The 23725-nt window shown below is 67.8% G+C and carries 20 protein-coding genes; 14 read left to right on the top strand and 6 right to left on the bottom strand.

The features are described from left to right. Positions 1-136: 136 nt before the first annotated feature. From ABD768_RS37745 to ABD768_RS37690, 12 genes are all read left to right on the top strand, one after another. Positions 137-1138 carry a Gfo/Idh/MocA family protein gene (locus ABD768_RS37745; protein ID WP_344848979.1) on the top strand — a complete coding sequence of 334 codons (1002 nt, stop codon included), beginning with the start codon at positions 137-139 and terminating at the stop codon, positions 1136-1138. Beyond that, a complete protein-coding gene (locus ABD768_RS37740) occupies positions 1135-2016 on the top strand; it encodes a sugar phosphate isomerase/epimerase family protein (RefSeq protein ID WP_344848977.1) in 882 nt (293 codons plus the stop codon). Before ABD768_RS37745 ends, ABD768_RS37740 begins: the two co-directional genes overlap by 4 nt. Further along, a complete protein-coding gene (iolC, locus tag ABD768_RS37735; RefSeq protein WP_343984249.1) occupies positions 2016-2957 on the top strand; it encodes a 5-dehydro-2-deoxygluconokinase in 942 nt (313 codons plus the stop codon). Before ABD768_RS37740 ends, iolC begins: the two co-directional genes overlap by 1 nt. Positions 2958-3166: 209 nt before the next feature. Continuing rightward, on the top strand, positions 3167-4039 hold the full coding sequence (locus tag ABD768_RS37730) for a Cgl0159 family (beta/alpha)8-fold protein (RefSeq protein WP_344849088.1): 873 nt from the start codon (positions 3167-3169) through the stop codon (positions 4037-4039). A gap of 91 nt (positions 4040-4130) precedes the next feature. After that, on the top strand, positions 4131-5021 hold the full coding sequence (gene iolB / locus ABD768_RS37725) for a 5-deoxy-glucuronate isomerase (RefSeq protein ID WP_344848975.1): 891 nt from the start codon (positions 4131-4133) through the stop codon (positions 5019-5021). 106 nt (positions 5022-5127) lie between these two features. Further along, a complete protein-coding gene (gene iolD / locus ABD768_RS37720) occupies positions 5128-7059 on the top strand; it encodes a 3D-(3,5/4)-trihydroxycyclohexane-1,2-dione acylhydrolase (decyclizing) (RefSeq protein ID WP_344848973.1) in 1932 nt (643 codons plus the stop codon). Continuing rightward, positions 7052-7948 carry a TIM barrel protein gene (locus tag ABD768_RS37715; protein WP_344848971.1) on the top strand — a complete coding sequence of 299 codons (897 nt, stop codon included), beginning with the start codon at positions 7052-7054 and terminating at the stop codon, positions 7946-7948. Before iolD ends, ABD768_RS37715 begins: the two co-directional genes overlap by 8 nt. An 82-nt stretch (positions 7949-8030) precedes the next feature. Continuing rightward, complete coding sequence (locus tag ABD768_RS37710; protein WP_343984241.1) at positions 8031-9026, top strand: substrate-binding domain-containing protein; 996 nt, start codon at positions 8031-8033, stop codon at positions 9024-9026. A 9-nt stretch (positions 9027-9035) separates the two neighbouring features. Next, positions 9036-10082, top strand: a complete 1047-nt coding sequence (locus ABD768_RS37705) for an ABC transporter permease (RefSeq protein ID WP_344848967.1) — start codon at positions 9036-9038, stop codon at positions 10080-10082. Next, positions 10079-10954 carry an ATP-binding cassette domain-containing protein gene (locus ABD768_RS37700; protein WP_344848965.1) on the top strand — a complete coding sequence of 292 codons (876 nt, stop codon included), beginning with the start codon at positions 10079-10081 and terminating at the stop codon, positions 10952-10954. Before ABD768_RS37705 ends, ABD768_RS37700 begins: the two co-directional genes overlap by 4 nt. Next, positions 10951-11964, top strand: coding sequence for a Gfo/Idh/MocA family protein (locus ABD768_RS37695; protein ID WP_344848964.1), 1014 nt, complete (start codon positions 10951-10953; stop codon positions 11962-11964). Before ABD768_RS37700 ends, ABD768_RS37695 begins: the two co-directional genes overlap by 4 nt. Positions 11965-12066: 102 nt before the next feature. Then, a complete protein-coding gene (locus ABD768_RS37690; protein ID WP_344848963.1) occupies positions 12067-13563 on the top strand; it encodes a CoA-acylating methylmalonate-semialdehyde dehydrogenase in 1497 nt (498 codons plus the stop codon). A gap of 36 nt (positions 13564-13599) precedes the next feature. Here ABD768_RS37690 and ABD768_RS37685 read toward each other — a convergent pair whose 3' ends face one another. From ABD768_RS37685 to ABD768_RS37675, 3 genes are all read right to left on the bottom strand, one after another. Next, positions 13600-14292: a hypothetical protein gene (locus tag ABD768_RS37685; protein WP_344848962.1), complete on the bottom strand. Its 693-nt coding sequence runs from the start codon at positions 14290-14292 to the stop codon at positions 13600-13602. A 71-nt stretch (positions 14293-14363) separates the two neighbouring features. After that, the gene (locus tag ABD768_RS37680) at positions 14364-17762 is read right to left on the bottom strand and encodes a glycoside hydrolase family 84 protein (protein ID WP_344848960.1); all 3399 of its coding nucleotides are present in this window, start codon (positions 17760-17762) and stop codon (positions 14364-14366) included. A gap of 88 nt (positions 17763-17850) precedes the next feature. Then, entirely contained in the window at positions 17851-18369 is a 519-nt protein-coding gene (locus ABD768_RS37675) for a TetR/AcrR family transcriptional regulator (RefSeq protein WP_344848958.1), read from the bottom strand. 58 nt (positions 18370-18427) lie between these two features. On the opposite strand from ABD768_RS37675, the gene ABD768_RS37670 reads away from it, so the two are divergent. Beyond that, positions 18428-19468, top strand: coding sequence for an amidohydrolase family protein (locus tag ABD768_RS37670; RefSeq protein WP_344848957.1), 1041 nt, complete (start codon positions 18428-18430; stop codon positions 19466-19468). Here the strand turns inward: ABD768_RS37670 and ABD768_RS37665 are convergent. Together ABD768_RS37665 and ABD768_RS37660 are read right to left on the bottom strand one after the other, a co-directional pair. Then, positions 19461-20462, bottom strand: coding sequence for a Gfo/Idh/MocA family protein (locus ABD768_RS37665; RefSeq protein ID WP_344848955.1), 1002 nt, complete (start codon positions 20460-20462; stop codon positions 19461-19463). The genes ABD768_RS37670 and ABD768_RS37665 overlap by 8 nt on opposite strands. A gap of 14 nt (positions 20463-20476) precedes the next feature. After that, positions 20477-21616 carry a phytanoyl-CoA dioxygenase family protein gene (locus tag ABD768_RS37660; RefSeq protein WP_344848953.1) on the bottom strand — a complete coding sequence of 380 codons (1140 nt, stop codon included), beginning with the start codon at positions 21614-21616 and terminating at the stop codon, positions 20477-20479. Between the two features lie 97 nt (positions 21617-21713). Between ABD768_RS37660 and ABD768_RS37655 the strand changes: the two genes are divergently transcribed. Further along, positions 21714-22733 carry a LacI family DNA-binding transcriptional regulator gene (locus ABD768_RS37655; protein ID WP_344848951.1) on the top strand — a complete coding sequence of 340 codons (1020 nt, stop codon included), beginning with the start codon at positions 21714-21716 and terminating at the stop codon, positions 22731-22733. Here ABD768_RS37655 and ABD768_RS37650 read toward each other — a convergent pair. Continuing rightward, positions 22730-23713, bottom strand: coding sequence for a LacI family DNA-binding transcriptional regulator (locus tag ABD768_RS37650; RefSeq protein WP_344848949.1), 984 nt, complete (start codon positions 23711-23713; stop codon positions 22730-22732). The genes ABD768_RS37655 and ABD768_RS37650 overlap by 4 nt on opposite strands. Positions 23714-23725: the final 12 nt, after the last annotated feature.

Below are 23725 nucleotides of genomic sequence, written 5' to 3'. Positions count from 1 at the left end.
TGTATGTCCCGACGTGAAAATGTGCTTACAAAGTATTGACACGCCTGGTACGGCCAGCAAAGCTGACGGGGCGAACCAGCACCGCGGGAGGCTGGTCCGGCGGACAGCCGCGAGCCTTGACGAGAGGGATGCCAGGATGCGAATCGGGTTGGTCGGAACCGGGCGGATCGGGGCGTTCCACGCCGCGACGCTGAAGAGTCTGGCGGCGGTCGAGCAGGTGGTCGTCACCGACGTCGAGGCGAGCCGGGCGGAGCTGGTCGCCAAGGACCTCGGCCTGGAGTTCGCCGCCTCCGTGGACGACCTGCTGGCCAGTGGCATCGACGGGTTCGTGATCGCCGCGGCCACCTCGGCCCACGCCGCGCTGATCGAGCAGGCCGTCGCCGCCGGCATTCCGACCTTCTGCGAGAAGCCGGTCGCGATCGACCTCGGCGAGACCCAGCGGATCGTCGAGCTGGTCGAGGGCTCGGATGTGCCGGTGCACATCGGCTTCCAGCGCCGCTTCGACGCGGGCTATCGCTCGGCGCAGGAGCAGGTCGCGAGTGGTGAGCTCGGCTTCATCCACCACATCCGCGCGAACACCAACGACGCGTTCCCGCCGCCGCGCGAGTACATCCCGACCAGCGGCGGTTTCTTCCGCGACTGCACGGTGCACGACTTCGACATCATCCGGTTCGTCACCGGTCGCGAGGTGGCCAGCGTCTTCGCCACCGGTGCCAACCGTGGCGAGTCGTTCTTCGGCGAGTACGGCGACATCGACGCCGCCGCCGCGCTGCTGACGCTCGACGACAGCACCTTCGTCGCGGTGAGCGGCACTCGCTATAACGCGGCCGGCCACGACGTACGGATGGAGGTGCTCGGTTCGCTCGGCTCGATCGCCGTCGGCCTCGACGAGCACACCGCCTTGCGGTCGGCCGAGCCCGGCGTGACGTTCCCGGGCGGGCAGTCGCACAGCACCTTCATGGACCGCTTCCAGCCGGCGTACGTCGCCGAGCTGACCGCCTTCACCGAGGTGGTCGCCGGCACCCGCGCCGTCCCCTGCACGGTCCGCGACGCCTTGCAGGCCTTCCGAATTGCTGACGCATGCGAACTGTCCCGACGCGAGAACCGCGTCGTTTCCTTGGAGGAGATCGGCCGATGAGTGACCTTGCCACCAGGATCGCCGGAGCACCCATCTCATGGGGTGTCTGCGAGGTCCCGGACTGGGGTTGGCAGTACGACCCGGAGACGGTGCTGGCGCAGATGCGCGAGGTCGGCATCGCGGCGACCGAGTTCGGGCCGGACGGGTTCCTGCCTGACGATCCGGCCGAGAAGGCGAAGGCGCTCGCGGATCTCGGATTGCGGGCGGTCGGCGGGTTCGTACCGGTCGTACTGCACGACCCTTCGCACGATCCGGCTCCTGAGGTCGCGCGTGCTCTGGAAGGGTTTGTCGCTGCCGGGGCCAGCACGCTGGTACTTGCGGCCGCGACAGGTCTTGATGGGTATGACGACAGGCCTGTACTTGACGACGCGGGCTGGGCGACGTTGCTCGCCAACCTCGACGCGCTGGCCGGGCTGGCCGCCAAGCAGGGGATCACGGCGACACTGCACCCGCACGTCGGCACGATGGTCGAGAACGCGGCTGATGTCGACCGCGTGCTTGCGGGTTCGACGATCGGGCTCACGCTCGATACCGGGCACCTGTTGATCGGCGGGGTCGATCCGGTGGCGTTGGCGTTGAAGCACACTGCGCGGATCAAGCACACGCATCTCAAGGATGTGGACGCGTCGTGGGCCTTGAAGGTGCAGTCGGGCGAGGTCAGCTACACGGACGCCGTACGGGCCGGGATGTACCGCCCGTTGGGTGGCGGTGACATCGACCTGGCCACGATCGTGTCGGCGCTGGAGAAGTCCGGGTATGACGGCTGGTACGTGCTGGAGCAGGACACGATTCTGGCTGGGCGACCTGCTGGGGACGGGCCGCTGGCCGACGTACGGGCGAGTATCGAGCACCTGCGGCGGATCGCGGAGGCGGTTTGATGGCGGACGACGTACTCACCATCGGGCGGATCGGGGTCGACCTGTATCCGCTGCAGACGGGGACGCATCTGGAGGATGTCGAGAGCTTCGGCAAGTTCCTCGGCGGGAGCGCGACCAACGTCGCCGTCGCCGCCGCCCGGCACGGCCGGAAGTCGGCGGTGATCAGCCGGACCGGGAACGATCCGTTCGGCACCTTCATCCATCGGTCGCTGCTGGAGCTGGGTGTCGACGATCGGTTCGTGACGCCGGTCGACGGGTTGCCGACGCCGATCACGTTCTGCGAGATCTTCCCGCCGGACAACTTCCCCTTGTACTTCTACCGGTTCCCGAAGGCGCCGGACCTGGTGATCAACCCGTCCGAGCTCGATCTGGACGCTGTTCGCGAAGCGTCGATCTACTGGTCGACGGTCACCGGGTTGTCGGCGGAGCCGTCGCGGACCGCGCACTTCACCGCGTGGGAGGCTCGGGAACGCCGGAAGTTCACGGTCCTCGACCTGGACTACCGGCCGATGTTCTGGGCAGATCCGAGTGAGGCGCACGAGCAGGTCGAGCGGGCGCTGCAGCACTGCACGGTTGCTGTGGGCAACCGAGAGGAGTGCGAGGTCGCCGTCGGCGAGACGGATCCCGACAAGGCGGCCCAAGCTCTGCTGGATCGCGGACTCGACCTGGCCGTCGTCAAGCAAGGCCCGAAAGGCACCCTGGCCCGCACCCGCGACGAACGCGTGGAGGTCCCGCCCTTCCCGGTGGAGGTAGTCAACGGCCTAGGCGCCGGCGACGGCTTCGGTGGCGCCCTCTGCCACGGCCTGCTGGCCGGCTGGCCGCTGGAGAAGGTCATCCGCTTCGCCAACATCGCCGGCGCCATCGTCGCCTCCCGCCTCGAATGCTCCACCGCCATGCCCACCGAATCCGAAGTCCTGGCCCTCCTGGAGAACTCAGCATGACCGCCGACGGCGACGACCTCGGCGAGACCGGGCTGTACGCAAGCAAACCCCGCGGAGGCGAACCCCACGAGACCAGCGCTGAGCAGACCAGCGCCGCCGGTGGTGCTGGCAAGGGTGTGCTGGGTGACGGCGGCGTTGAAGCGAGGATGGTGAGCCCGCGAGGTGGCGGGGCAAGTGGTGGTTGGGCGGGTTCTGAACTGGGGGTTGGGGTGAATCCGACTGAGATCAGGGTGCGGTATCCCGAGCGGATTGCTGAGGGGTGGCAGCAGCGGCGGCGGCGGGAGTTGGTGGGGGAGGATGGGCGGCTGCTGATTGTGGCGGCCGATCATCCGGCTCGGGGTGCGCTGGGCGTGCGGGACGATCGGATGGCGATGGCCAGTCGGCCGGCGTTGATCGATCGGCTGTGTACTGCGCTGCGCCGGCCGGGCGTCGACGGTGTGCTCGCGACGCCGGACATCCTCGAAGACCTGCTGCTGCTCGGCGCGCTCGAGGGCAAGGTCGTGATCGGGTCGATGAACCGTGGCGGCCTGCAAGGTGCGTCGTTCGAGCTGGACGACCGGTTCACGGCTTACGGTACGGCGGATGACATCGCCGGGCGCCGGCTGGACGGCGGCAAGATGCTGACCAGGATCTGCCTCGACGACCCCGGTACGGTCGCGACGCTGGAGAGCAGCGCGCAGGCGGTCACCGAACTCGCCGAACGCAAACTGATGGCGATGGTCGAACCGTTCTGGTCGGTACGCCGCGACGGCCGCGTCACCAACCTGCTCGACCCGGACTCGGTCATCAAGTCGATCCACATCGCCTCCGGCCTCGGCGCCACCAGCGCCTACACCTGGCTCAAGCTCCCGGTGGTCGACGACCTGGCCCGCGTCATGGAAGCCACCACGCTCCCGACCCTCCTCCTCGGCGGCGACCCGACCGTAGCCCCCGAAGAGACCTACGCCTCCTGGGGCAAAGCCTTGAGCCTCCCCTCCGTCCGAGGTCTCGTCGTAGGCCGAGCCCTCCTCTTCCCGCCCGACGGCGACGTACCCGCCGCCGTAGACCAAGCCTCATCCCTAGTCCACGGAGGCGCCGCATGACCCCGCACGCCCATCGACCAGCCGTCGGTGCAGCCAGCCCGAGCATCCCCGGAGCACCCGGCGCGGGTGCCGGCACCGACGGAGGTGCCGCATGACCGAATGGTTTCGGCCGGCGGGGTCGACGGGGCGTGATGGGTTCGACGTGGTGGTGAGTCCGGGCGAGAAAGACTGGGAACACACCGGCCTGTACGTCGGTACGCTCCGGCCGGGGCAATCCGTCGAGATCGAGACCGGGGACTCCGAATGGCTGGTGTTGCCGTTGTCGGGATCCGCCGAGGTAGTCGTCGACGGCAAGACCGTCGCACTGGGCGGCCGTGCCGACGTGTTCGCCGGCGCGACCGATCTGGCCTACGTACCGCGGAACACCACGATGGCGGTCGTCAGTGCCGGTGGCGCCCGGATCGCGTTCCCGCATGCAAAGGCATCATCGGACTATCCGTTCCGGCGGATCGGGGTCGAGCAGGTCGAGACCGAACTGCGAGGTGCGGGTGTCGCCTCCCGGCAGGTGCGGAACTTCGGTACGCCGGCCGTCCTCGAGGCCGACTCGATCATCGCCTGCGAGGTTCTCACCCCGGCAGGGAACTGGTCGTCGTACCCGCCGCACAAGCACGACGAGCACAAGCCTGGTAAGGAGAGTGTGCTCGAGGAGATCTACTACTTCGAGCTGCAGCTCTCCGACGATGCTCCTGAGGTTGTCAAGGGCAACGACCCGATCGGCTACCAGCGGGTCTACGGCACCGACGACCGCCCCATCGACGTACTGGCAGAAGTACGCGGCGGGGATGTGGTCCTGGTGCCACACGGTTGGCATGGTCCTGCGATGGCGCCTCCTGGTTATGACATGTACTACCTGAACGTGATGGCCGGCCCCGGTGCCGAACGCGAGTGGCTGATCAGCGACGACCCCCACCACGGCTGGGTCCGCGAACTCTGGAAGACCGAGAAGATCGACCCGAGGCTGCCGTTCGGGAACGCCGAGTGAGGGCGCAGGCCAACGGGCCACGGCCTGCGGCGGCCGAGATGGTGCGGTCGGTGTGTTCGGATGGGATTGCTGGTTGGGCTGTGGCTATGGGGTTTGGAGGAGAGCGATGACGGTGCGTCTCACAGTGGCGCAGGCGCTGGTGCGATTTCTGAGCGTTCAGTACTCGGAGCGGGATGGCGAGCGGCAGAAGTTGTTCGCCGGATGCTTCGGGATTTTTGGGCACGGTAACGTGGCTGGGCTCGGACAGGCTTTGCTGCAGTCCGAGCTGGAGGATCCGGAGGCGTTGCCGTACATCCTTGCCCGCAACGAGCAGGCGATGGTGCACAGCGCTTCGGCGTTTGCGCGGACCCGGGATCGGCTGCAGACCTATGCGTGCACGGCCAGCGTCGGACCCGGCTCGACCAACATGATCACCGGGGCGGCCCTGGCGACCGTCAATCGGCTGCCTGTATTGCTCCTTCCGTCGGATGTGTTCAGCACGCGGGTGGCTACGCCGGTGCTGCAGGAACTCGAGAGCACGACCGCCGGTGACGTCTCCGTCAACGACGCCTTCCGCCCCGTCTCGAAGTACTTCGACCGGATCTGGCGCCCCGAGCAACTACCCTCCGCCCTGCTCAACGCGATGCGCGTGCTGACCGACCCGGTCGAGACCGGCGCGGTCACGATCGCCTTGCCGCAGGACGTGCAGGCAGAAGCCTTCGACTGGCCCGAGGAGCTGTTCGCCGAGCGCACCTGGTACATCGCCCGGCCGTTGCCCGAGGCATCGATTGTCGACAAAGCGGCACGGCTCATCCGGTCTTCGAAGAAACCCCTGATCGTGGCCGGTGGTGGCGTCGCCTACTCCCGCGCCCAGGACGCCTTGCGCGAGTTCGCCGAGCAGACCGGTATCCCGGTCGCGGAAAGCCAAGCAGGCAAGGGATCTCTGCGCTACGACCACCCGCAGTCGGTCGGCGCGGTCGGGTCCACGGGCACGACGGCCGCGAACGCGCTGGCCCGCGAGGCCGACCTGGTGATCGGCGTCGGCACCCGCTTCGCCGACTTCACAACGGCCTCGCGGACCGCCTTCCAGAACCCGGATGTCCGGTTCGTCAATATCAACGTGGCGCGCTTCGACGGTGGCAAACATGCTGGTCTCCCTGTCGTCGCCGACGCCCGGGAAGCCCTTGTTTCCTTGGCTTCCCAGCTCGACGGTTGGTCGGTGGAGGACCAGTACAGATCATTGACGACCGAGCTCGCAACCCGGTGGGACGCGATTGTGGATAACACCTACAACCCGCCCGCGGAGGTGACGGCGAAACTCGCCGAAGGACTGCTCACCCAGGGCGAGGTCCTCGGCGCCGTCAACGAATTGTCGGCGGCGTCTGATGTGGTGGTGTGCGCAGCCGGTTCGATGCCGGGTGACCTGCACAAACTCTGGCGGACTCGCGATCCGAAGGGATACCACGTCGAGTATGGCTACTCCTGCATGGGATACGAGATCGCCGGCGGACTGGGCGTCCGCCTCGGCGCACCCGAGCGCGACGTCTTCGTCCTGGTCGGCGACGGGTCGTACCTGATGATGTCCAGCGAGCTCGTCACCGCGGTCCAGGAGAACGTCAAGATCATCGTCGTCCTGGTCCAGAACCACGGCTTCGCCTCGATCGGCGCGCTGTCGGAGTCCCTTGGCTCACAGAGGTTCGGTACGGCGTACCGGCGGCGCTCAGGCGACGGCCGGCTGGACGGGGACTACCTGCCAGTCGACCTGGCCGCCAACGTGCGCAGCCTCGGCGTCGAGGTGCTCGACGTGAACAGTCGCGCCGACCTGGAGAAGGCGATCGGTACTGCGAAAGCCGCCGACGGCCCGATCGCGATCCACGTCAAGACCGACCCGCTGATCGGCGCCCCCGACAGCGAGTCGTGGTGGGACGTACCGGTCAGCCAGGTGTCCGGCCTCGACTCAACCCGCGTGGCCTCCGCGAAGTACGAGGAATCCAAGAAGGCGCAGAGGCCGTACCTCGCACCGGTCGAAGCGCCCAGGGCGGGAGGCCGCAATGGGTAGCGTCAAGATCGGCAGCGCGCCCGACTCGTGGGGCGTCTGGTTCGCGAACGACGAGAAGCAGACCCCATGGCAGCGGTTCCTCGACGAGGTCGCCGAGGCCGGCTACACGCGGATCGAGCTCGGCCCGCCCGGGTATCTCCCGACCGATCCCGTCCAGCTGAAGGAAGAGCTGGACAAGCGCGGCCTGGAAGTGACCGCCGGGACGATCTTCGAGCACCTGCACCGGCCGGACTCGTGGGACTCGACCTGGCGTGATGTCTCGGCCGCTGCCGAGCTGGCCGCGGCGATGGGCGCCAAGCACCTCGTGGTCATCCCATCGATGTGGCGCGGCGACGACGGTCAGGTGATCGAGCCGCGGCTGGATCACGAGGGGCAGGCCCGGCACGGCAAGCAGGTGACCGAGCTCGGCCGGCGGATCGCCGCGGAGTACGGGCTGAGGACGCAGTTCCATCCGCATGCGGACGGACACGTGGACAGCCAGGAGACGGTGGAGCGGTTCCTCGAGGAGACCGACGGGGAGCACGTCAACCTCTGCCTCGACACCGGCCACATCAGCTATTGCGGCGGCGACAACCTCGAGCTGATCCGGAAGTATCCGGAGCGGATCGGTTATGTGCACCTGAAGCAGGTCGATCCGGTGGTGCTCGCGCAGGCGGAGGCCGACGGGATCGGGTTCGACGAGGCGGTCCGGCGGGGCGTGATGTGCGAGCCGCCGCTGGGCGTGCCCGAGTTGCCGCCGGTGCTGGACGCGCTGGCGGGGCTCGACGCGGATGTTTTCGCGATCGTCGAGCAGGACATGTACCCCTGCCCGCCGGACGTGCCGCTACCGATCGCGACACGAACGCTGAAATATCTGCAGACCCACGGGGGTGGTGGTGTATCCGTATGACGACCAGCAGAGTATTGCTCTCTGGTCACATCCGTAACGCCGCGGCGTTACCGCGGAACGTCTGAAAGGCTGGTTGGTAGTCATGGTTCGGTGGCAGAAGAAGGCGGTGGCCACGGGGGCGGCGCTCGTGCTCGTCGCGGCGCTCGGCGCCTGTAGTTCCTCCGGCGGCAAGAAGGAGGAGGAGAAGGCGAGCGGCTCGTCCGGCAACGTGGCGACCACGCCACGGATGAAGGTTGCCCTGATCACCCATTCCAAGCAGGGTGACACCTTCTGGGACATCGTCCGCCGCGGCGCCGAGGCGGCCGCGCAGAAGGACAACATCGAGCTGCAGTACTCCTCCGACCCCGACGGGGCCGGCCAGGCCAACCTGGTCCAGACGGCGATCGACTCCAAGGTCGACGGCATCGCGGTCACCCTGAACAAGCCCGACGCGGTGATCCCGAACGTGAAGAAGGCGGTGGCGGCCGGCATCCCGGTGACCGTCCTCAACGGCGGCCTGGACACCTGGAAGACCTCCGGCGCGATCGGGTACTTCGGTCAGGACGAGCGGATCGCGGGTCAGGCGACCGGTGAGAAGCTGAAGGCGCTCGGCGCCAAGAAGGTCATCTGCGTCATCCACGAGCAGGGCAACGTCAGCCTCGAGGCGCGCTGCCAGGGCATCAAGGACAAGTTCGGCGCGGTCGAGAACCTGAACGTCGACGGCGCCGACCAGCCCGGGACGCAGGCTACGATCACCTCGAAGCTGCAGCAGGACAAGGGCGCCGACTACGTGATGGCGCTGAACGCGGGCGTCGCGCTGACCGCCGTCCAGGCGGCCAAGGACGCCGGCTCGTCGGCCAAGATCGGCAGCTTCGACATGAGCAAGGAGATGGCCAAGGCCGTCCAGGACGGCACCGTCGACTTCGCCGTCGACCAGCAGCCGTACCTGCAGGGTTACCTGGCCGTCGACGCGATCTGGCTGAACAAGACCAACGGCGACACGATCGGCGGTGGCGAGGCGACCCTCACCGGGCCGGCGTTCATCGACAAGTCGAACATCGAGGCCGTCGCGAAGTACGCCGCGGCCGGGACGCGCTGAGGCCCGGCCATGGCATCGACGATCACCACGCCGGCGGCGGCCGACGACCGGGTCTCCACCCGGTCGGTGTCCGCCCGCCTGCTGAGCCGGCCGGAGATCGGCTCCCTGGTCGGCGCGGCAGCGATCCTGGTCTTCTTCGCGATCGCCGCGGCTCCCTTCCGGGACATCAACAACGTGGGGACGATCCTGTACGGGGCCGCCCTGATCGGTGTCATGGCCGTCCCGGTCTCGCTGCTGATGGTCGGCGGCGAGTTCGACCTGTCGGCCGGCGTCGCGGTGACGACCGCCGGTCTGACCGCGGGCATCTTCGCGTACCAGTTCAGCGTCAACGTCTGGCTCGCCATGGTCGTGTCGCTGGCGCTGGCTCTGCTGATCGGCGCGTTCAACGGCTGGCTGCTGATGAAGACCGGGCTGCCGAGCTTCCTGGTGACGCTCGGCACCTTCTTCATCCTGCAAGGCCTGAACATCGCGGTGACCCGGCTGACGTCGGGCGCCGTGGCGTCGAACTCGATCAGCGACATGGACGGGTTCTCCACCGGCCACGCCGTGTTCGCGTCGCAGTTCAAGCTGGGCGGGATCACGGTGAAGATCATCATCGTCTGGTGGATCGTCTTCGTGGCGATCGCCGCGTGGTTCCTGCTGAAGACCAAGATCGGCAACTGGATCTTCGCGGTCGGTGGCGACGCCGCCGCGGCCCGGGCGGTCGGCGTACCGGTGAAGCGGGTCAAGGTCGGCCTGTTCATGGCCGTCGGCTTCTTCGCCTGGTTCTTCGGGATGCACCTGCTGTTCACCCAGAACGGCGTCGTGCAGTCCGGCGAGGGCGTCGGCAAGGAGTTCCTGTACATCATCGCGGCGGTGGTCGGCGGCTGTCTGCTGACCGGCGGCTACGGATCCGTGGTCGGCGGCGCGGTCGGAGCGCTCATCTTCGGCATGGTGCAGCTGGGCGTCGTGTACGCCGGCTGGAACCCGGACTGGTTCAAGGTGTTCCTGGGCGTGATGTTGCTGCTGGCCACGATCGTGAACCTCGTCGTCAAGAAGAAGGCGGAAGCGCGATGACCACCACGAGCGGTTTCGACGCCGAGGCGGCCGCCGGGCCGACCACCCCGGTGGTCCATCTCGACCAGGTCGGCAAGAGCTACGGCAACGTGAACGCGTTGCGCGGTGTCTCGCTGGCGGTCCGGCAGGGTGAGATCACCTGTGTCCTCGGCGACAACGGCGCGGGCAAGTCGACGTTGATCAAGATCATCGCCGGCCTGCACGAGCACACCGACGGCACGCTGTCGGTGAACGGCGAGCAGCGCCGGTTCAAGTCGCCGCGGGAGTCGCTGGACAGCGGGATCGCGACGGTCTATCAAGACCTGGCGCTCGCGCCGCTGATGTCGGTCTGGCGGAACTTCTTCCTCGGCAACGAGATCACCAAGGGGTTCGGCCGGCTCGACATCCGCCAGATGACGCGGATCGCGCAGGAGGAGCTGACCAAGATGGGGATCTCGATCCCCAACCTCGATCAGCCGGTCGGGATGCTGTCGGGTGGTCAGCGGCAGTGCATCGCGATCGCCCGGGCGATCTACTTCGGCGCCAAGGTGCTGATCCTGGACGAGCCGACGGCGGCGCTCGGCGTCAAGCAGTCGGGGGTCGTGCTGAAGTACATCGTCAAGGCGCGCGATGCCGGGCTGGGCGTCGTCTTCATCACCCACAACCCGCACCACGCGTATCTGGTCGGGAACCACTTCGTCGTACTCAAGCTGGGCCGGGTGGCGCTGGACACGCATCGTGCCGACATCACGCTGGAGCAGCTGACCAACGAGATGGCCGGTGGTTCCGAGCTGGAGGCGCTCAGCCACGAGCTGCGCGACATCGACGCAAGCGCGGTGGCACGGCCGGTCGACGGGCCGGCCAGGATCCAATCCCCGCTGGAGAGCACATGACCCAGGACCTCAGGATCGGCATCATCGGCGTCGGAGCCATGGGCGCCGACCACGCCGAACGGGTCGCCCGCCGCATCTCAGGCGCCCGCCTCGTCGCGGTGTCCGACCCAGACACCGCGCGGGCAACCACCTTGGCTGCGGCGCTGGGCGACGTGCGGGTGGTTGGAGATCCACTGGCGTTGATCGGTGATGACGAGGTTGATGCGGTCATCATCGCCTCGCCGGGGTTTGCGCATGGGGAGCAGTTGATGGCTTGTCTGGAGCAGGGGAAGCCGGTGCTCTGTGAGAAGCCGTTGACGATGGATGCCGAGTCGTCGTTGCGGGTGGTCGAGGCGGAGCACAAGCTGGGGCGGCCGTTGATCCAGGTCGGGTTCATGCGGCGGTTCGACCCGGAGTACGCGCGGTTGAAGCAGCTGTTGGACTCCGGTGAGCTCGGCCGGACGCTGTTGCTGCACAACGTGCACCGGAACAAGACGGTCCCGGAGACTTTCCGTAGCGAGATGATCGTGCGCGATTCCCTGGTGCACGAGGTCGACGTGGCGCGCTGGCTGTTCGACGACGAGATCAAGCGGATCACCGTGCACGCCCCGAAGCCGACCAGCCTGGTCGCCGAAGGGGTGCTCGATCCGCAGCTGGCGATCTTCGAGATGGCCAGTGGCGCGATCGCCGACGTGGAGGTGTTCGTGAACTTCCAGGTCGGGTACGAGGTGCGCTGTGAGGCTGTCGCCGAGAAGGGCAGCGCGACGATCGGTCTCGGGGTCGACGTACTGACCAAGCAGGCCGGACACTGGGGTGGCGCGGTGCCGGACGACTTCCGGGTCCGGTTCGGGCTCGCGTACGACATCGAGGTCCAGCGCTGGGTGGACGCCGCGGCGAAGGGCGAGATCGACGGCCCGAGCGCCTGGGACGGGTACGCGGCCGCGGCGGTCTGCACGGCCGGCGTCCTGTCCCTGCAGGAGGGCCGCCCGGTCGAGGTCGAGATGGTCGCCCGCGACGAGGTCCTCGGATGAGGACCGGCGAGTGAAGGCCGACGGATGAGGACTGACGGATGAAGGCCGGCGAGGTCATCGGACGAGGAACGCAGACTTACCGAACGAGCGAGGGATGCAGCTGTGAGCATTGAGCGAATCACCCATCTGGTCGGCGGAAGCCCGTGGACGGGAGTCTCCGAGCGGACCAGCAAGGTCTACAACCCGGCCACTGGCGAGGCGACCGGTGAGCTCGACCTGGCCTCGGCGGCCACCGTCGACGAGGTGGTGAAGGTCGCCCACGACGCGTCGAAGGCGTGGGGCACGATCTCGCTCACCAAGCGCGCCCAGGTGCTGTTCGCCTTCCGTGAGCTGCTGAACGCGCGCAAGGAGGAGATCGCCGCGCTGATCACCGCCGAGCACGGCAAGGTACTCTCGGACGCGCTCGGCGAGGTCACCCGTGGGCTGGAGGTGGTCGAGTTCGCGTGCGGCATCCCGCACCTGCTCAAGGGCGGTTTCAGCGAGAACGTCTCGACCAACGTCGACGTCTACTCGATCCGGCAGTCGCTCGGCGTGGTCGCGGTCATCTCGCCGTTCAACTTCCCGGCGATGGTGCCGCTGTGGTTCGTCCCGATCGCGATCGCCTGTGGCAACAGCGTGGTGATCAAGCCGTCGGAGAAGGACCCGTCCGCGGTCAACGCGGTCGCCGCGCTCTGGAAGGAGGCGGGGCTGCCGGACGGCGTGATGAACGTCGTGCACGGTGACAAGGAGGCTGTCGACCGGCTGCTCGAGCACCCCGACGTCAAGGCCGTCTCGTTCGTCGGCTCGACGCCGATCGCGCGCTACGTCTACGAGACCGGCACCCGGAACGGCAAGCGCGTCCAGGCGCTGGGCGGCGCCAAGAACCACATGGTCGTCCTGCCCGACGCCGATCTCGACCTGGCCGCCGACGCCGCCGTCAACGCCGGCTTCGGCTCAGCCGGTGAGCGCTGCATGGCGATCTCCGCGCTGGTCGCGGTCGAGCCGGTCGCCGACGACCTGATCGCCAAGATCCGCGAGCGGATGGGGACGCTGAAGACCGGCGACGGCACCCGCGGCAGCGACATGGGCCCGCTCGTCACCGGACCGCACCGCGACAAGGTCGTCGGGTACGTCGAGGCCGGGGTCGAGGCCGGCGCGGAGCTGGCCGTCGACGGCCGCGAGGGTCCGTTCGACGGTGGCGACGACGGCTTCTGGCTCGGCCCGACGCTGTTCGACAAGGTCACCCCCGACATGTCGATCTACACCGACGAGATCTTCGGCCCGGTGCTGTCGGTGCTGCGCGTCCCGTCGTACGACGCGGCGCTCGAGCTGGTGAACTCGAATCCGTACGGCAACGGCACGGCGATCTTCACCAACGACGGCGGCGCCGCCCGGCGGTACCAGACCGAGGTCGAGGTCGGCATGGTCGGCGTCAACGTGCCGATCCCGGTCCCGATGGCGTACTACTCGTTCGGCGGCTGGAAGAACTCACTCTTCGGCGACACCCACGCACACGGCACCGAAGGCGTCCACTTCTTCACCCGCGGCAAGGTCATCACCTCCCGCTGGCTGGACCCATCCCACGGCGGCCTCAACCTGGGCTTCCCGACGCACGACTGACCGCTCACTCCTGAGTGGTGACTACCCCAGTCGAAGTCACCACTCAGGAGTCGGGCAGATCGCGAACTGCCCGGTGTCCTTCGTGTCGTCGATCCCACGCATGTACACGTGGTACCGGACCATCACGCCGTAGCAGCTCGGCTTGGGCAGCGGATTGTGCTGCGGCTGGTACCACCTCTGCTGATCGAACTTCACCCGTGCCGACGAGTTGTACTGCTTCCAGCTCTTCGCCTGCCCATAGCTGGAGTTCCAGAAGCCGACCTTCCGGTTGCCGCAGCTCGGCCAGAAGCCGACGCCGATCGAGAACGGCACCTGCACGCTGATACTCGGATTGAACGAGCACCCGTAGCCCTTGTACGCGTGCTGCACGTCGAGCTTCAGCCACGCCAGCGGCTTCCGCGTGCACCCATGGCTGACCGAGTCGTACTGGTACCCGTTGACGGTCAGTGTCGGCGCCACCACCTGCGGACTGGCCACGCGATAGTCGATGTTGCCGTCGACCGGCCCGTACCGGACCGCTTTGTAGGTCAGGGTGCCGGTCACGGAGTAGTTCAGGCACAGGAACAGCTCGGGGAACACGAGCCACTTGCTGATGCTGAACGAGTCCGTGTTCGGCCGGCTGGTGTTGGCGAAGGCCGGCGTCGGCGTACCGAGGCCGGCCACGATCACCAGGAGAGCAGCTCCTCCTGCGGTCGTCGACCGCAGAAGTCTTCTGATCGTCTGCCGCATGGGTCGAATGTAAAGGCTTGGCGACTACTCAGAGTGAGTTGAGATCTAGTCTGGATGGACTTGCAACACGGTCACGGGACGATCGCGTAGGCATCGAAGTCATACAGGGAGTAGCCGTAGGTTGTGGCGCGGTCGACTCCCTGGAGGCGTAGGTAGCGGCCGGTCGCGTCGAGCCAGACGGTGTCGGTACCGCCGTCGCCGCCGATGATGTCGGCTGCGGTGATCCACGTAGTGCCGTCGTCGGAGACCTCCAGCCGGTACGCCGATCCGAAGGCGGCTTCCCATTGGAGGACCACCTTGCCGAGTCGAGTGGTGGTGCCCAGGTCGATCTGTAGCCAGGAAGCGTCGTCGTAGCCAGAGGCCCAGCGGGTGGTCGGGTTGCCGTCGACGGCGAGGTCCGGGGTGAAGGAGGTGCCGGGCTCGACGCTTGATGCGGTGGCTGGTCGGTTCAGCAGGGCGTTGGTGGTGGAGGTCTTCGGGCGAACCGACGCGGTCAGCGTGCTGGTGTAGGTCTGACTGCCGATTGTGAAGGTCACCGGGATGGCGACTGCCGTCAGAGGCGCGTCGGCTGGTGGGGTCAGCTTCAAGGAGACTGTGCGAGTGAAGCCGCGTGCTACCTCGACCTGCTGGCTAGCCGGCGCTCCCCAGCCAGCGGGAGCTGCGATGGAGAGCGTGCCCGTGACATCGACGGGCGCCGCCAGGGCGACGTCGACGGTGGTGGTCTGGCCCCGGACCACGTCGGTGTCGTCGACTGTGAGCGTGACGGGCGGTGTATCCGCCCAGCGCGGGATCAGCTCGGCTACCTGTGGGGTAGCGCTCCCGCCGTTCCATACAAGGCGAATCGCCTCCGCTTGAAGGCTGCCAAAAGCCAACTCGGTGTATGCCCTCGTCACGCGACCAACCTGACGCCACTGCCCGCCAACGCGGACCTCTACCTCAGCAGACCCCACTGCGGCCGTCCGCTGGAGCACAGTCACCGCTGCAAGAGCCCGAGGCGCCGACAGCGTCGCCACCAACGCGTCCCCGGCTACCGGCGCATTGCCCGCCAGATAGGCCGTCCCAACGTTGCCATCGACGGCTGCCTGGTACGACGAACCCGTGGCGGGCGTCGGCGTACCGGTGACTGTCATCGAGGTCTTGCCGCCGCCAAGCGTCTGCACCGAGAACTCACGCACGACAACCCAGAAGTCGTCCGCCGCCAACGCCCGGTACCGGACATAGCGCGCCTTGGTTCCAACTGGCGCCGTGACCCGTACCTCGGCCGTGGTGGCACGCGTCAGCTCGGTCCAGTGAGCCCCATCGACCGAGTACTCGAGCGCACCCGACTGGATGAAGTCGCTAGGACTGCCCGCTTTGCCCATCAGCAAGGCGATGTCACCGATCGCCGTGCTCTCGCCGAGGTCGACCCGCACCTCGGAGTCCGGCGCAGGAGTCCCATTGCTCCAGAAGAACGTGTTCAGGTCGCCGTCGACCATCCGCGCCGGCACGTTGTCCTGATAGATGCCGAGCGTCGTCGAGGCAGCACGCGCCGGGACGACGCCGAGCCAGCGATCCTGGACGCGGCCGATCTCGGCGAGCAGCTCGTCGACGACGCGCTCGCCGATCCGCGGATACGTCCCACTGTGCGGCAGCCGGCTGTCGCGGATCGCCTTGGCCTGGGTGACCAGCGCATCGATCTCCTGACGGGCCGTCCAGGCGCGGGCGCCGTTCCCGTTGTCGAGGGTGGTGAGCAGATCGAGTCCGCGCAGCATCGCCTGGCCCCACAGTTCGGTTGCCTTGAGCCACGACTCTGCCTCGGCGGCGAAGGCCGGATCGGGCACGCCGGCGCGGATCGTGGCCGGCGCCTCGGCGACGGCCTTCACGACTGGCCGGAGTACCGCAATCGCGGAAGCCCTGTCGCCGGTACGCCAGGTCTGCCAGAAGGTGTCGATCGCGGCCTGGAGCACCGGCGCGCTCGCCGAGTGGAGGGTGCCGTCGTACGTGTTGAGGTCGGCGAAGACCTTCAGGGCGTTGATCGTGCGCTGCTCGCCGTCGGAGCGTTCCGCCAAGGCACGAAGCCAGGAGGCCTGTTCGTTGTAGGAGGCAGGGTTCCAGCCGAGTTCGGCGAAGGAGTAGAGCGCGATCTTGCTGACCGCGGCTTGGTTCATCGGGTTGGAGATGATGCCGACGACGTCGGCGGCGAGGGCGGGTTCGCGACCGCTGTACGGAGCGAGCAGCAGGCGTCCGGCCGCGTAGTCGTTGACCGGGTAGTTGTCCCAGATCAGGATGTCGTGTCCGAAGACGGCCTTCGCGGCAGCGGCCTGTGTGGCTGTGATCGTCTGCGGAACGACGCCGACGCCGGTCCAGTGCACGACGACGTCGGAGTCGAGCTGCTCCCGCAATGCCTTCTTGTACGGGCTTTCCGAGACGTTGTAGTACTCCGTGGGCACCATCTGCAGCGGTGCGAGATCGGGCTTGGTCTCGACCCACTCGCGCTGGACGCGGTTCAGCAGTTCGCTCTGCGCGCGTCCGGCGGCGGCTCCGCCGGTCCCGTACTTCGCCCGGTCGGCGTCGCAGTGCCAGGTGTTGTAGTCGATGTCGTCGAGCGGCACGTTGAACGACCGGCCGCCGAGCGCGTAGAGCGCCTCGAACTTCGCGATCAGCGCCTGGAAGTCCGACTCGGAGGTGTAGCAGATGTCGAGTCCGGGGGAGAGGGCGAAGGTGAAGTCGACCTTGTTCTGGCGGGCGCGGGTGACGAGTTCGCCCAGCTGCGCGAGCTTGTCGGCGGGGTAGGGCTCGCGCCACTTCTCCCGGTGGTACGGGTCGTCCTTCGGCGCGTACTCGTAGGTGTTCATCCGATGCGCGCCGAGATAGTCGACATGGTCCAGCCGGTCGGCCTGTGACCAGGGCGTGCCGTAGAAGCCCTCGATCGAGCCGCGGTACCGCATGGTCGGCCAGTCCCGGATCGAGACGCCAGGCATCCAGCCGGTGCCGGTGTGCCGGGTCTGCACGAGTTGAGTGAGCGTCTGGGCGGCGTAGTAGGTGCCGTCGGTGTCGACGCCATCCAGTACTACCTGATTGCGGCCCTGACGATCGCGCCCAGCCGCCAGCACGTAGCCCTCGGCGGGCAACCCGGCACTACCGTTGACCTGCAGCCCGTCCAAGGGTCCTTCACCGAGCCAGATGGTGGTCGGCGTACCGGGGTCGGCGCCGTCGGTGGCCTTGACCTCGGTCACCCCGGCCAGGTCGAGCACCTGCCGCACGACTCGTTCGCTGTCCGCATCGGAGTCCTTGCCCCGCACCAGCCCGACCACGGGCGGCAGGGCGAACCCGTCACTCCGGTTGGTCACCTGCTGGGGTTGCGGCGAGACCGGCCCGGCAGCAGGGCCGGCGTACGGCGTACTGGCTGCCGTGCCCGCAGAGGAGGCGAAGGGCGCGGCCAGCGCGATCAGACCGACGACGGACAGTAAGGACAGCGAGCGACGACGCACGGGAGTCTCCTCATGACTGGGCGGCTCCAGTTAGTTAGCCACTGTTCATAAGTGCGCGTCAAGGCATCAACGGAACAAATTTGAACGTTTAACCTGGAGTGGTCAGGCTGATGAGTTCGTCGACGAAAGCGTCGTCGAGACGGCCGCGGGCGACGAATGCCTGGTAGAAGAGTGGGCCGACGAGCGCCGCGAACTGGGCGTCGCTGAGCGGACCGGTGATCGCGGCGAGCGCCTCCTTGCGCCGGCCGGCGAGGTACTGGAGCGCCTCGGACGTGCTCTCGTCGCGCTGCCCCCGGGCGATCAGGGCCGTCAGAATCGACGCGGTCTCGGCGGTGCTCAGGTTGCCGCGCAGGCCGTGGAGGAACTCGGGCACGGTCATCGACTCGTTGTCGTCGACGCGCATCACGTAGTACTCGAGGGTCAGGTCGACGAGTAGTTGCTCGGGGGTCGCCCAGTGCCGGTAGAGGGTGTTGCGCGAGACGCGGGCCTGCCTGGCCAGCGCGCTGAAGGTCACCGCCTCGGCGCCTTCGGCCAGCAACAGCTCGCGAGCACAGGCGAGCACGTGCTGCCGGGTCCGCTCGATCCGGGGGTCGGTGGGGCTCGTCATGTACTTATGGTACAGCTTGTACTATAAAGTGCTAGTTGTTCCGTACGGAGGAGGACCGATGGCGACGACGCTGATTCGTGGGGCTCGGGTGTTCGACGGGCGGGAGCTGACCGGGCCGCGGGATGTGGTGATCGACGGCCAGGTGATCGCGGCTGAAGCAGGTGAGCCTGCCGAGGTGGTCGAGGCGGACGGTTTGACGCTTCTGCCGGGGCTGATCGACGCGCATCTGCATCTGAAGGGGCCGGAGACGCTGGCGAAGCTGGTGTCGTACGGCGTGACCACCGCGCTCGACATGGCGACCTGGCCGGCCTCGCTGGTGCAGTCGTTGCGCAACCAGCCGGGCGTCACCGACATCAGGAGCGCGGGGCTGCCGGTCATCGGCCGGGGTGGGCGGCATGCGCAGTTCGGGATGCCGGAGGGCGCGTACGCCGGTACGCCGGAGCAGGCCGGCGACATGGTGAGCAGCCGGATCGCGGACGGCTCCGACTACCTCAAGCTGGTCCTCGAAGCACCGGGAGAGGGCGGCCCCGACCCTGCAACGGCTGCGGCGCTTGTTGTGGCCGCACGCGATGCAGGGCTGAGGACGATCGCTCACGCCACTTCGCTGGGCGCCTATGATCTCGCGATCGCCATCGGCGTGGACATCGTCACCCACGTGCCGCCTGGGGAGGTGCTGCGTCCTGAGCAGGTCGAGGCGATCGCGGCGGCCGGGCAGGTCGTAGTACCGACGCTGACGATGGCGGAGTCGATCAGCAAGCTCAGAGGCACTCGCCTTGAGGATGCCCTCGAGACGGTCAGTGCGCTGCATGAAGCGGGTGTGCCGATCCTCGCCGGTACCGACGCCAATGATCAGCCTGGTGTGCCACCGGTCGAGTACGGCGCCAGCCTGCACCGGGAGCTCGAGTTGCTGACCCAAGCCGGCCTGACCAACGCCGAAGCCCTCACTGCGGCGACAGCCGGACCAGCGAAGCACTTCAAGCTGGCAGACCGAGGTGTTGTCGAGGCAGGCCGACGGGCGGACCTCCTGCTGATCGCAGGAGATCCGCTGAAGGACCTGAACGCCACCCGGGCCATCACCAGGGTGTGGGTGGCTAGATAGTCGAGGAAGGGCGGGGCTGGAGTCCGGCGTCGCGGTAGCAGGCGTCGATGAGCTCCATCGTCGCGTAGGCGTCGTCGGCGTCGGTGATCAGCGGTGCGCCGTCGCGGAGGTGCGCGGCGAACGCCTCCAGTTGGTACGTGTAGGAGGACTTGGTACCGAGCCGCTCGACCCAGGTGTCCTCCTTGGTCTTCACCGTGACCCGGTCGTCCAGGTGCGGCAGGACGAAGCTCGGTGCGAACGCCTCACCCCGCGTACCGATGATCCGCAGGCTGAAGTCGAGCTCCTCACCGGCCATGCTCGTCCGCACTGCGCCAGTAGCCCCGTTGGGGAACACCAGGTCGGCATTGAGCCACTCATCCACACCAGGAAGCCGCTTGCGCTCTCCTGCCCGGGCACTGGCCAGCTTCGGCGTTCCACCACCCCAGGGCGCGAGCATCCGCTGCGCATGCAGCGCATAGCAGCCGACATCCATCACCGCACCACCAGCAAGGGACAGCGACCAGCGCGGGTCGTCGTCGGCCGGTGGCGGCATCACCATGGTGGCCTCGACGTGCTGCAGCTCGCCTAGCTCGCCCTTGGCCAGCAACTCATGCAGCCGCCGCGTCACCGGGTGGAAGACGTAGTGGAAGCCCTCCATCACCACTACGCCCCGCTCGCGCGCAGCATCACGCACCAGGGCCGCCTCGGTCGCATTGCTCGCGGAGGGCTTCTCCGTCAGTACATGCTTGCCGGCGGCAATCGCCCGGAGGTTCCACGGACCGTGCAGACCGTTGGCGAGCGGGTTGTAGATCGCCTCGACCTCCGGATCGTCGATCACGTCCTGGTAGCTCGCCAGCACCCGCTCCACCCCGTGCTCGGCGGCGAACGCCTCCGCCCGGCCGGTATCCCGGGCAGCGACCGCGACCAGCCGGGCGCCGGTCAGCCGGGCCGGTTCGGCGATCGCGCGGCCCGCGATCCGGGCGGCGCCGAGGATTCCGATGCGAAGCGGTTCCATGCGTACTCCCTTACTCAGATGTCATCGGTACGGCGGCGTACCGCGTGCTCGTCGAGGGCCTGCTGCAGCCGGATGTCGGGCCAGTCCTCGGCGAGGGCTTGGCGGACCAGATCGGCCTGGGTCTGTGGAGCGAGTCCGCCGATCGGCTGGTCCCGGTCCAGGTTGGTCGGGAAAGCGTATCCCTCGGCGCTCGCGGCGATGACATTGTCCAGATCGAAGGCGTCATCGTGCCGCAGAGTACGCAGTACGGGATAGAGGGTGACCGCCATCCGGACCCGGTCGACGCTCTCCATCGCCCGGCCGAACGCCGATGAGATCTGCAGCAGGTTCGCCATCCGGAAGATGTCGCTCGAGTGGTTGCTGCCGGCCGCGTGGAACAGCGCCGGGTTGAAGAACACCGCGTCGCCCTTGGCCAGCGGTAACTGCACGTGATGAGCGACGAAGTGCTCGCCGAACTCGGGCTGCCGCCAGGCCAGGTAGCCCAGCTCGTACTTGTGCGAGTGCGGCAGGTAGAGCGTCGGCCCGCTCTCCACCGGCATGTCACAGTGCGCGACCGCCCCCTGCAGTGTCAGCACGCTGGACAGCTTGTGCACATGAGCAGGGTATTGAGCCGCGACCTCGTTCGACTGGAATCCGAGGTGGTAATCGCGGTGCACCGTCTGACCTTCACCTCCCGGATTCACCACGTTCACCTGCGACGTGACCTGGTACGCCGGGCCGAGCCACGCCTTCGCCGTCAACGCGAGCAGATCGTTGGAGTAGTAGGCGGCGAACACCTCGGGCGCTTGCAACGCCAGCTTCTCCAGCGCGTTCCAGACCCGGTCGTTCGCGCCGGGCTTGGCGAAGTGGTCGCCGGCCGCCGTGCCGGCCCGATGCTGATCGTCGATCATCTTGCCGAACTCGGCGGTGGTGGCGTCGACCACATCGTTGCCGAAAGCACCTTTCAGGACGACGATGCCGGGGCCGTCGCTGAGCGCCTTCGCCAGTTCGGCCTGCACCGAAGGCGGGTCCTCCTTGCGGATGCGGGCGGCGTCGTACAGCGGGACCTGCTGCTCGATCGCGTCGGCGTACGGGTAGTCGGCGGAGTCGGTGCCGGTGCGCAGTACGGCGAGCAGGTCTTCCAGGCGGGCGTCTTCGGACTTGAGCCAGGTCATCGGTGGGGCTCCTCTCGTGATGGCTTCAGCCTGGTACCTGAATGATGGAGGCGGTACACCTGAAACCCGTCAAAAACCCGTCATCCGGGGAGCCCGAATGAGCCGTGCGTTTCGCGTCCGCGACATCGCGGTGCAGGCCGGGCTGAGCGAGACCACGGTCGACCGGGTGCTGAACGGCCGGGCCGGGGTGAGCACGCGCGCGCAGCGTCAGGTCCACCGGGCGGTGCGGGAGCTGGAGCGGCAACAGGACCAGCTGCGTCTCGGCGGTCGCACGCTGGTGGTTGACCTCGTCATGCAGGCGCCCGCGCGCTTCACTGGTGCGGTCAGGGCGGCCCTGGAGGGTGAGCTGCCAGGTCTGCGGCCGGCCGTCATCCGCGCCCGGTTCGCCTTAGATGAGACGGCGTCGGCGCCCGCGATGGTCGAGACGCTGGACCTGGTACGCCGGCGCGGCTCGCAAGGCGTCATCCTCAAGGCGCCGGACGAGCCGGAGGTCGTCGAGGCGGTCGATCGCCTGGTCGCGGCCGGGATTCCGGTGGTGACGTTGGTGACCGACCTTCCGACGAGCCGTCGGGTGGCCTACGTCGGGATCGACAATCGAGCGGCCGGGGCTACTGCGGCGTACCTGGTCTCCCAATGGCTCGGCGATGCCCCCGGCAACGTTCTGGTCACCCTGAGCCGGGACACCTTCCGTGGTGAGGAGGAACGCGAGATGGGCTTCCGTACCACCCTCCGCCGGCTGGCCCCCGGCCGCTCGATCGTCGAGCTCAGCAACACCGACGGTCTGGACGCCACCACCCACTCGCTCACTCTCAAGGCCCTCACTGCAGACCCCGCCATCAACGCCGTCTACTCGATCGGCGGCGGCAACCAGGCCATCGTCAACGCCTTCAGCGACTTGAACCGCCCCTACCGCTGCTTCATAGGCCACGACCTGGACCCCGACAACCGGGCACTACTCCGCAGTGGCGCCCTATCGCTCGTCCTGCACCACGACCTCCCCGCAGACCTCCGCCGCAGCTGCCACGCCCTTCTCCAGGCCCACCACCTTCTCCCGGACGCCCCGCACTCCCTTCCCTCCAACATCTACCCGATCACCCCGCACAACCTCCCTACCTAGCGCGGTGGCGCAGTAGTGCAGCGGGGGACCAGGGTCGGGGGGATCACCACTGGGCTGGTCGGCGGAGTGCCGGTCAGCCGGGCGTGCGCGGTGGTGATGGTCTGGGTAGCCAGTGCTGTGGTGTTTTGCGCAACGGTGGTGAGATTGAGGTGGGAGGAGGCGGCGATGGCGGTGTTGTCGTAGCCGACCACCGAGAGATCTGCGGGGATCTCCAAGGGGGACTGGCGGATGGTGTCCAGGAAGCCCATCGCTGCGCGGTCGTTGAAGAGGGTGACGGCGGTGACGGGTGGCGGCTCGTTGAGGAAGGTCTTGGCGGCGTCGGCTCCGTCGGCCTCGGTGCGGCCGCCGGGCTGGACATGCGGCTCGAAGCCGGCATGGCGAATGGCCTTGCGATAGCCGGTACGCCGCTCTGTCGCGCCCGGCGTCTTGCCGCCGTCGATGTGCAGGATGCTCGTATGGCCCAACGACAGCAGGTGTTCCACGGCCAGCCGTGAACCGGCGACGTCATCAGTCCGTACTACGTCGACGCCGGCCGCGCGGACGTTGCGGCCGATCGCGATGACGGGCTGTGACTCGGCCAGGGCCGACAGGGCGGATGGCGAGAGCTGTGGGCCGAGGAGGATCAATGCCTCGCAACGGTAGTCCAGCAAGGACTGCACGGCGCGGGGCTCGGCACGCGACGGGGCGACGGCGCTGAGCGTGAGGTCGTAGCCGGCGGCTTCCGCAGCGGAGTACAGGGCCTCGACCAGGTCGCCGTGGAAGGGAGCCCGTACGTCGAACGTCACGCCGAGCAACCGGGTCCTGGTGCGGCCGAGCAGCCGGGCGCGGTGGTCGGGCCGGTAGCCGAGCTCCTTCCCTGCGGCCAGCACGCGTGCCCTGGTCGCGTCACTGGCGCCGGGCGCGTCGCGGTACACGATCGAGACGAGTGCTCGCGAGACCCCGGCCAGCCGGGCGACGTCCTCCATCGTGGCGCGGGACAAGGAATCACCTCC

This window comes from Kribbella ginsengisoli, from assembly GCF_039537185.1.
Classification (GTDB): domain Bacteria; phylum Actinomycetota; class Actinomycetes; order Propionibacteriales; family Kribbellaceae; genus Kribbella; species Kribbella koreensis.
This window is presented reverse-complemented; position numbering and strand designations above follow the sequence as displayed.

What these genes read in the sequence shown, in the direction of transcription:
- ABD768_RS37745 (WP_344848979.1), top strand. Translation starts at nt 137, where the DNA reads ATGCGAATCGGGTTGGTCGGAACCGGGCGGATCGGGGCGTTCCACGCC.
- ABD768_RS37740 (WP_344848977.1), top strand. Translation starts at nt 1,135, where the DNA reads ATGAGTGACCTTGCCACCAGGATCGCCGGAGCACCCATCTCATGGGGT.
- iolC (WP_343984249.1), top strand. Translation starts at nt 2,016, where the DNA reads ATGGCGGACGACGTACTCACCATCGGGCGGATCGGGGTCGACCTGTAT.
- iolB (WP_344848975.1), top strand. Translation starts at nt 4,131, where the DNA reads ATGACCGAATGGTTTCGGCCGGCGGGGTCGACGGGGCGTGATGGGTTC.
- iolD (WP_344848973.1), top strand. Translation starts at nt 5,128, where the DNA reads ATGACGGTGCGTCTCACAGTGGCGCAGGCGCTGGTGCGATTTCTGAGC.
- ABD768_RS37715 (WP_344848971.1), top strand. Translation starts at nt 7,052, where the DNA reads ATGGGTAGCGTCAAGATCGGCAGCGCGCCCGACTCGTGGGGCGTCTGG.
- ABD768_RS37710 (WP_343984241.1), top strand. Translation starts at nt 8,031, where the DNA reads ATGGTTCGGTGGCAGAAGAAGGCGGTGGCCACGGGGGCGGCGCTCGTG.
- ABD768_RS37705 (WP_344848967.1), top strand. Translation starts at nt 9,036, where the DNA reads ATGGCATCGACGATCACCACGCCGGCGGCGGCCGACGACCGGGTCTCC.
- ABD768_RS37700 (WP_344848965.1), top strand. Translation starts at nt 10,079, where the DNA reads ATGACCACCACGAGCGGTTTCGACGCCGAGGCGGCCGCCGGGCCGACC.
- ABD768_RS37695 (WP_344848964.1), top strand. Translation starts at nt 10,951, where the DNA reads ATGACCCAGGACCTCAGGATCGGCATCATCGGCGTCGGAGCCATGGGC.
- ABD768_RS37685 (WP_344848962.1), bottom strand. Translation starts at nt 14,292, where the DNA reads ATGCGGCAGACGATCAGAAGACTTCTGCGGTCGACGACCGCAGGAGGA.
- ABD768_RS37675 (WP_344848958.1), bottom strand. Translation starts at nt 18,369, where the DNA reads ATGACGAGCCCCACCGACCCCCGGATCGAGCGGACCCGGCAGCACGTG.
- ABD768_RS37670 (WP_344848957.1), top strand. Translation starts at nt 18,428, where the DNA reads ATGGCGACGACGCTGATTCGTGGGGCTCGGGTGTTCGACGGGCGGGAG.
- ABD768_RS37665 (WP_344848955.1), bottom strand. Translation starts at nt 20,462, where the DNA reads ATGGAACCGCTTCGCATCGGAATCCTCGGCGCCGCCCGGATCGCGGGC.
- ABD768_RS37660 (WP_344848953.1), bottom strand. Translation starts at nt 21,616, where the DNA reads ATGACCTGGCTCAAGTCCGAAGACGCCCGCCTGGAAGACCTGCTCGCC.
- ABD768_RS37655 (WP_344848951.1), top strand. Translation starts at nt 21,714, where the DNA reads ATGAGCCGTGCGTTTCGCGTCCGCGACATCGCGGTGCAGGCCGGGCTG.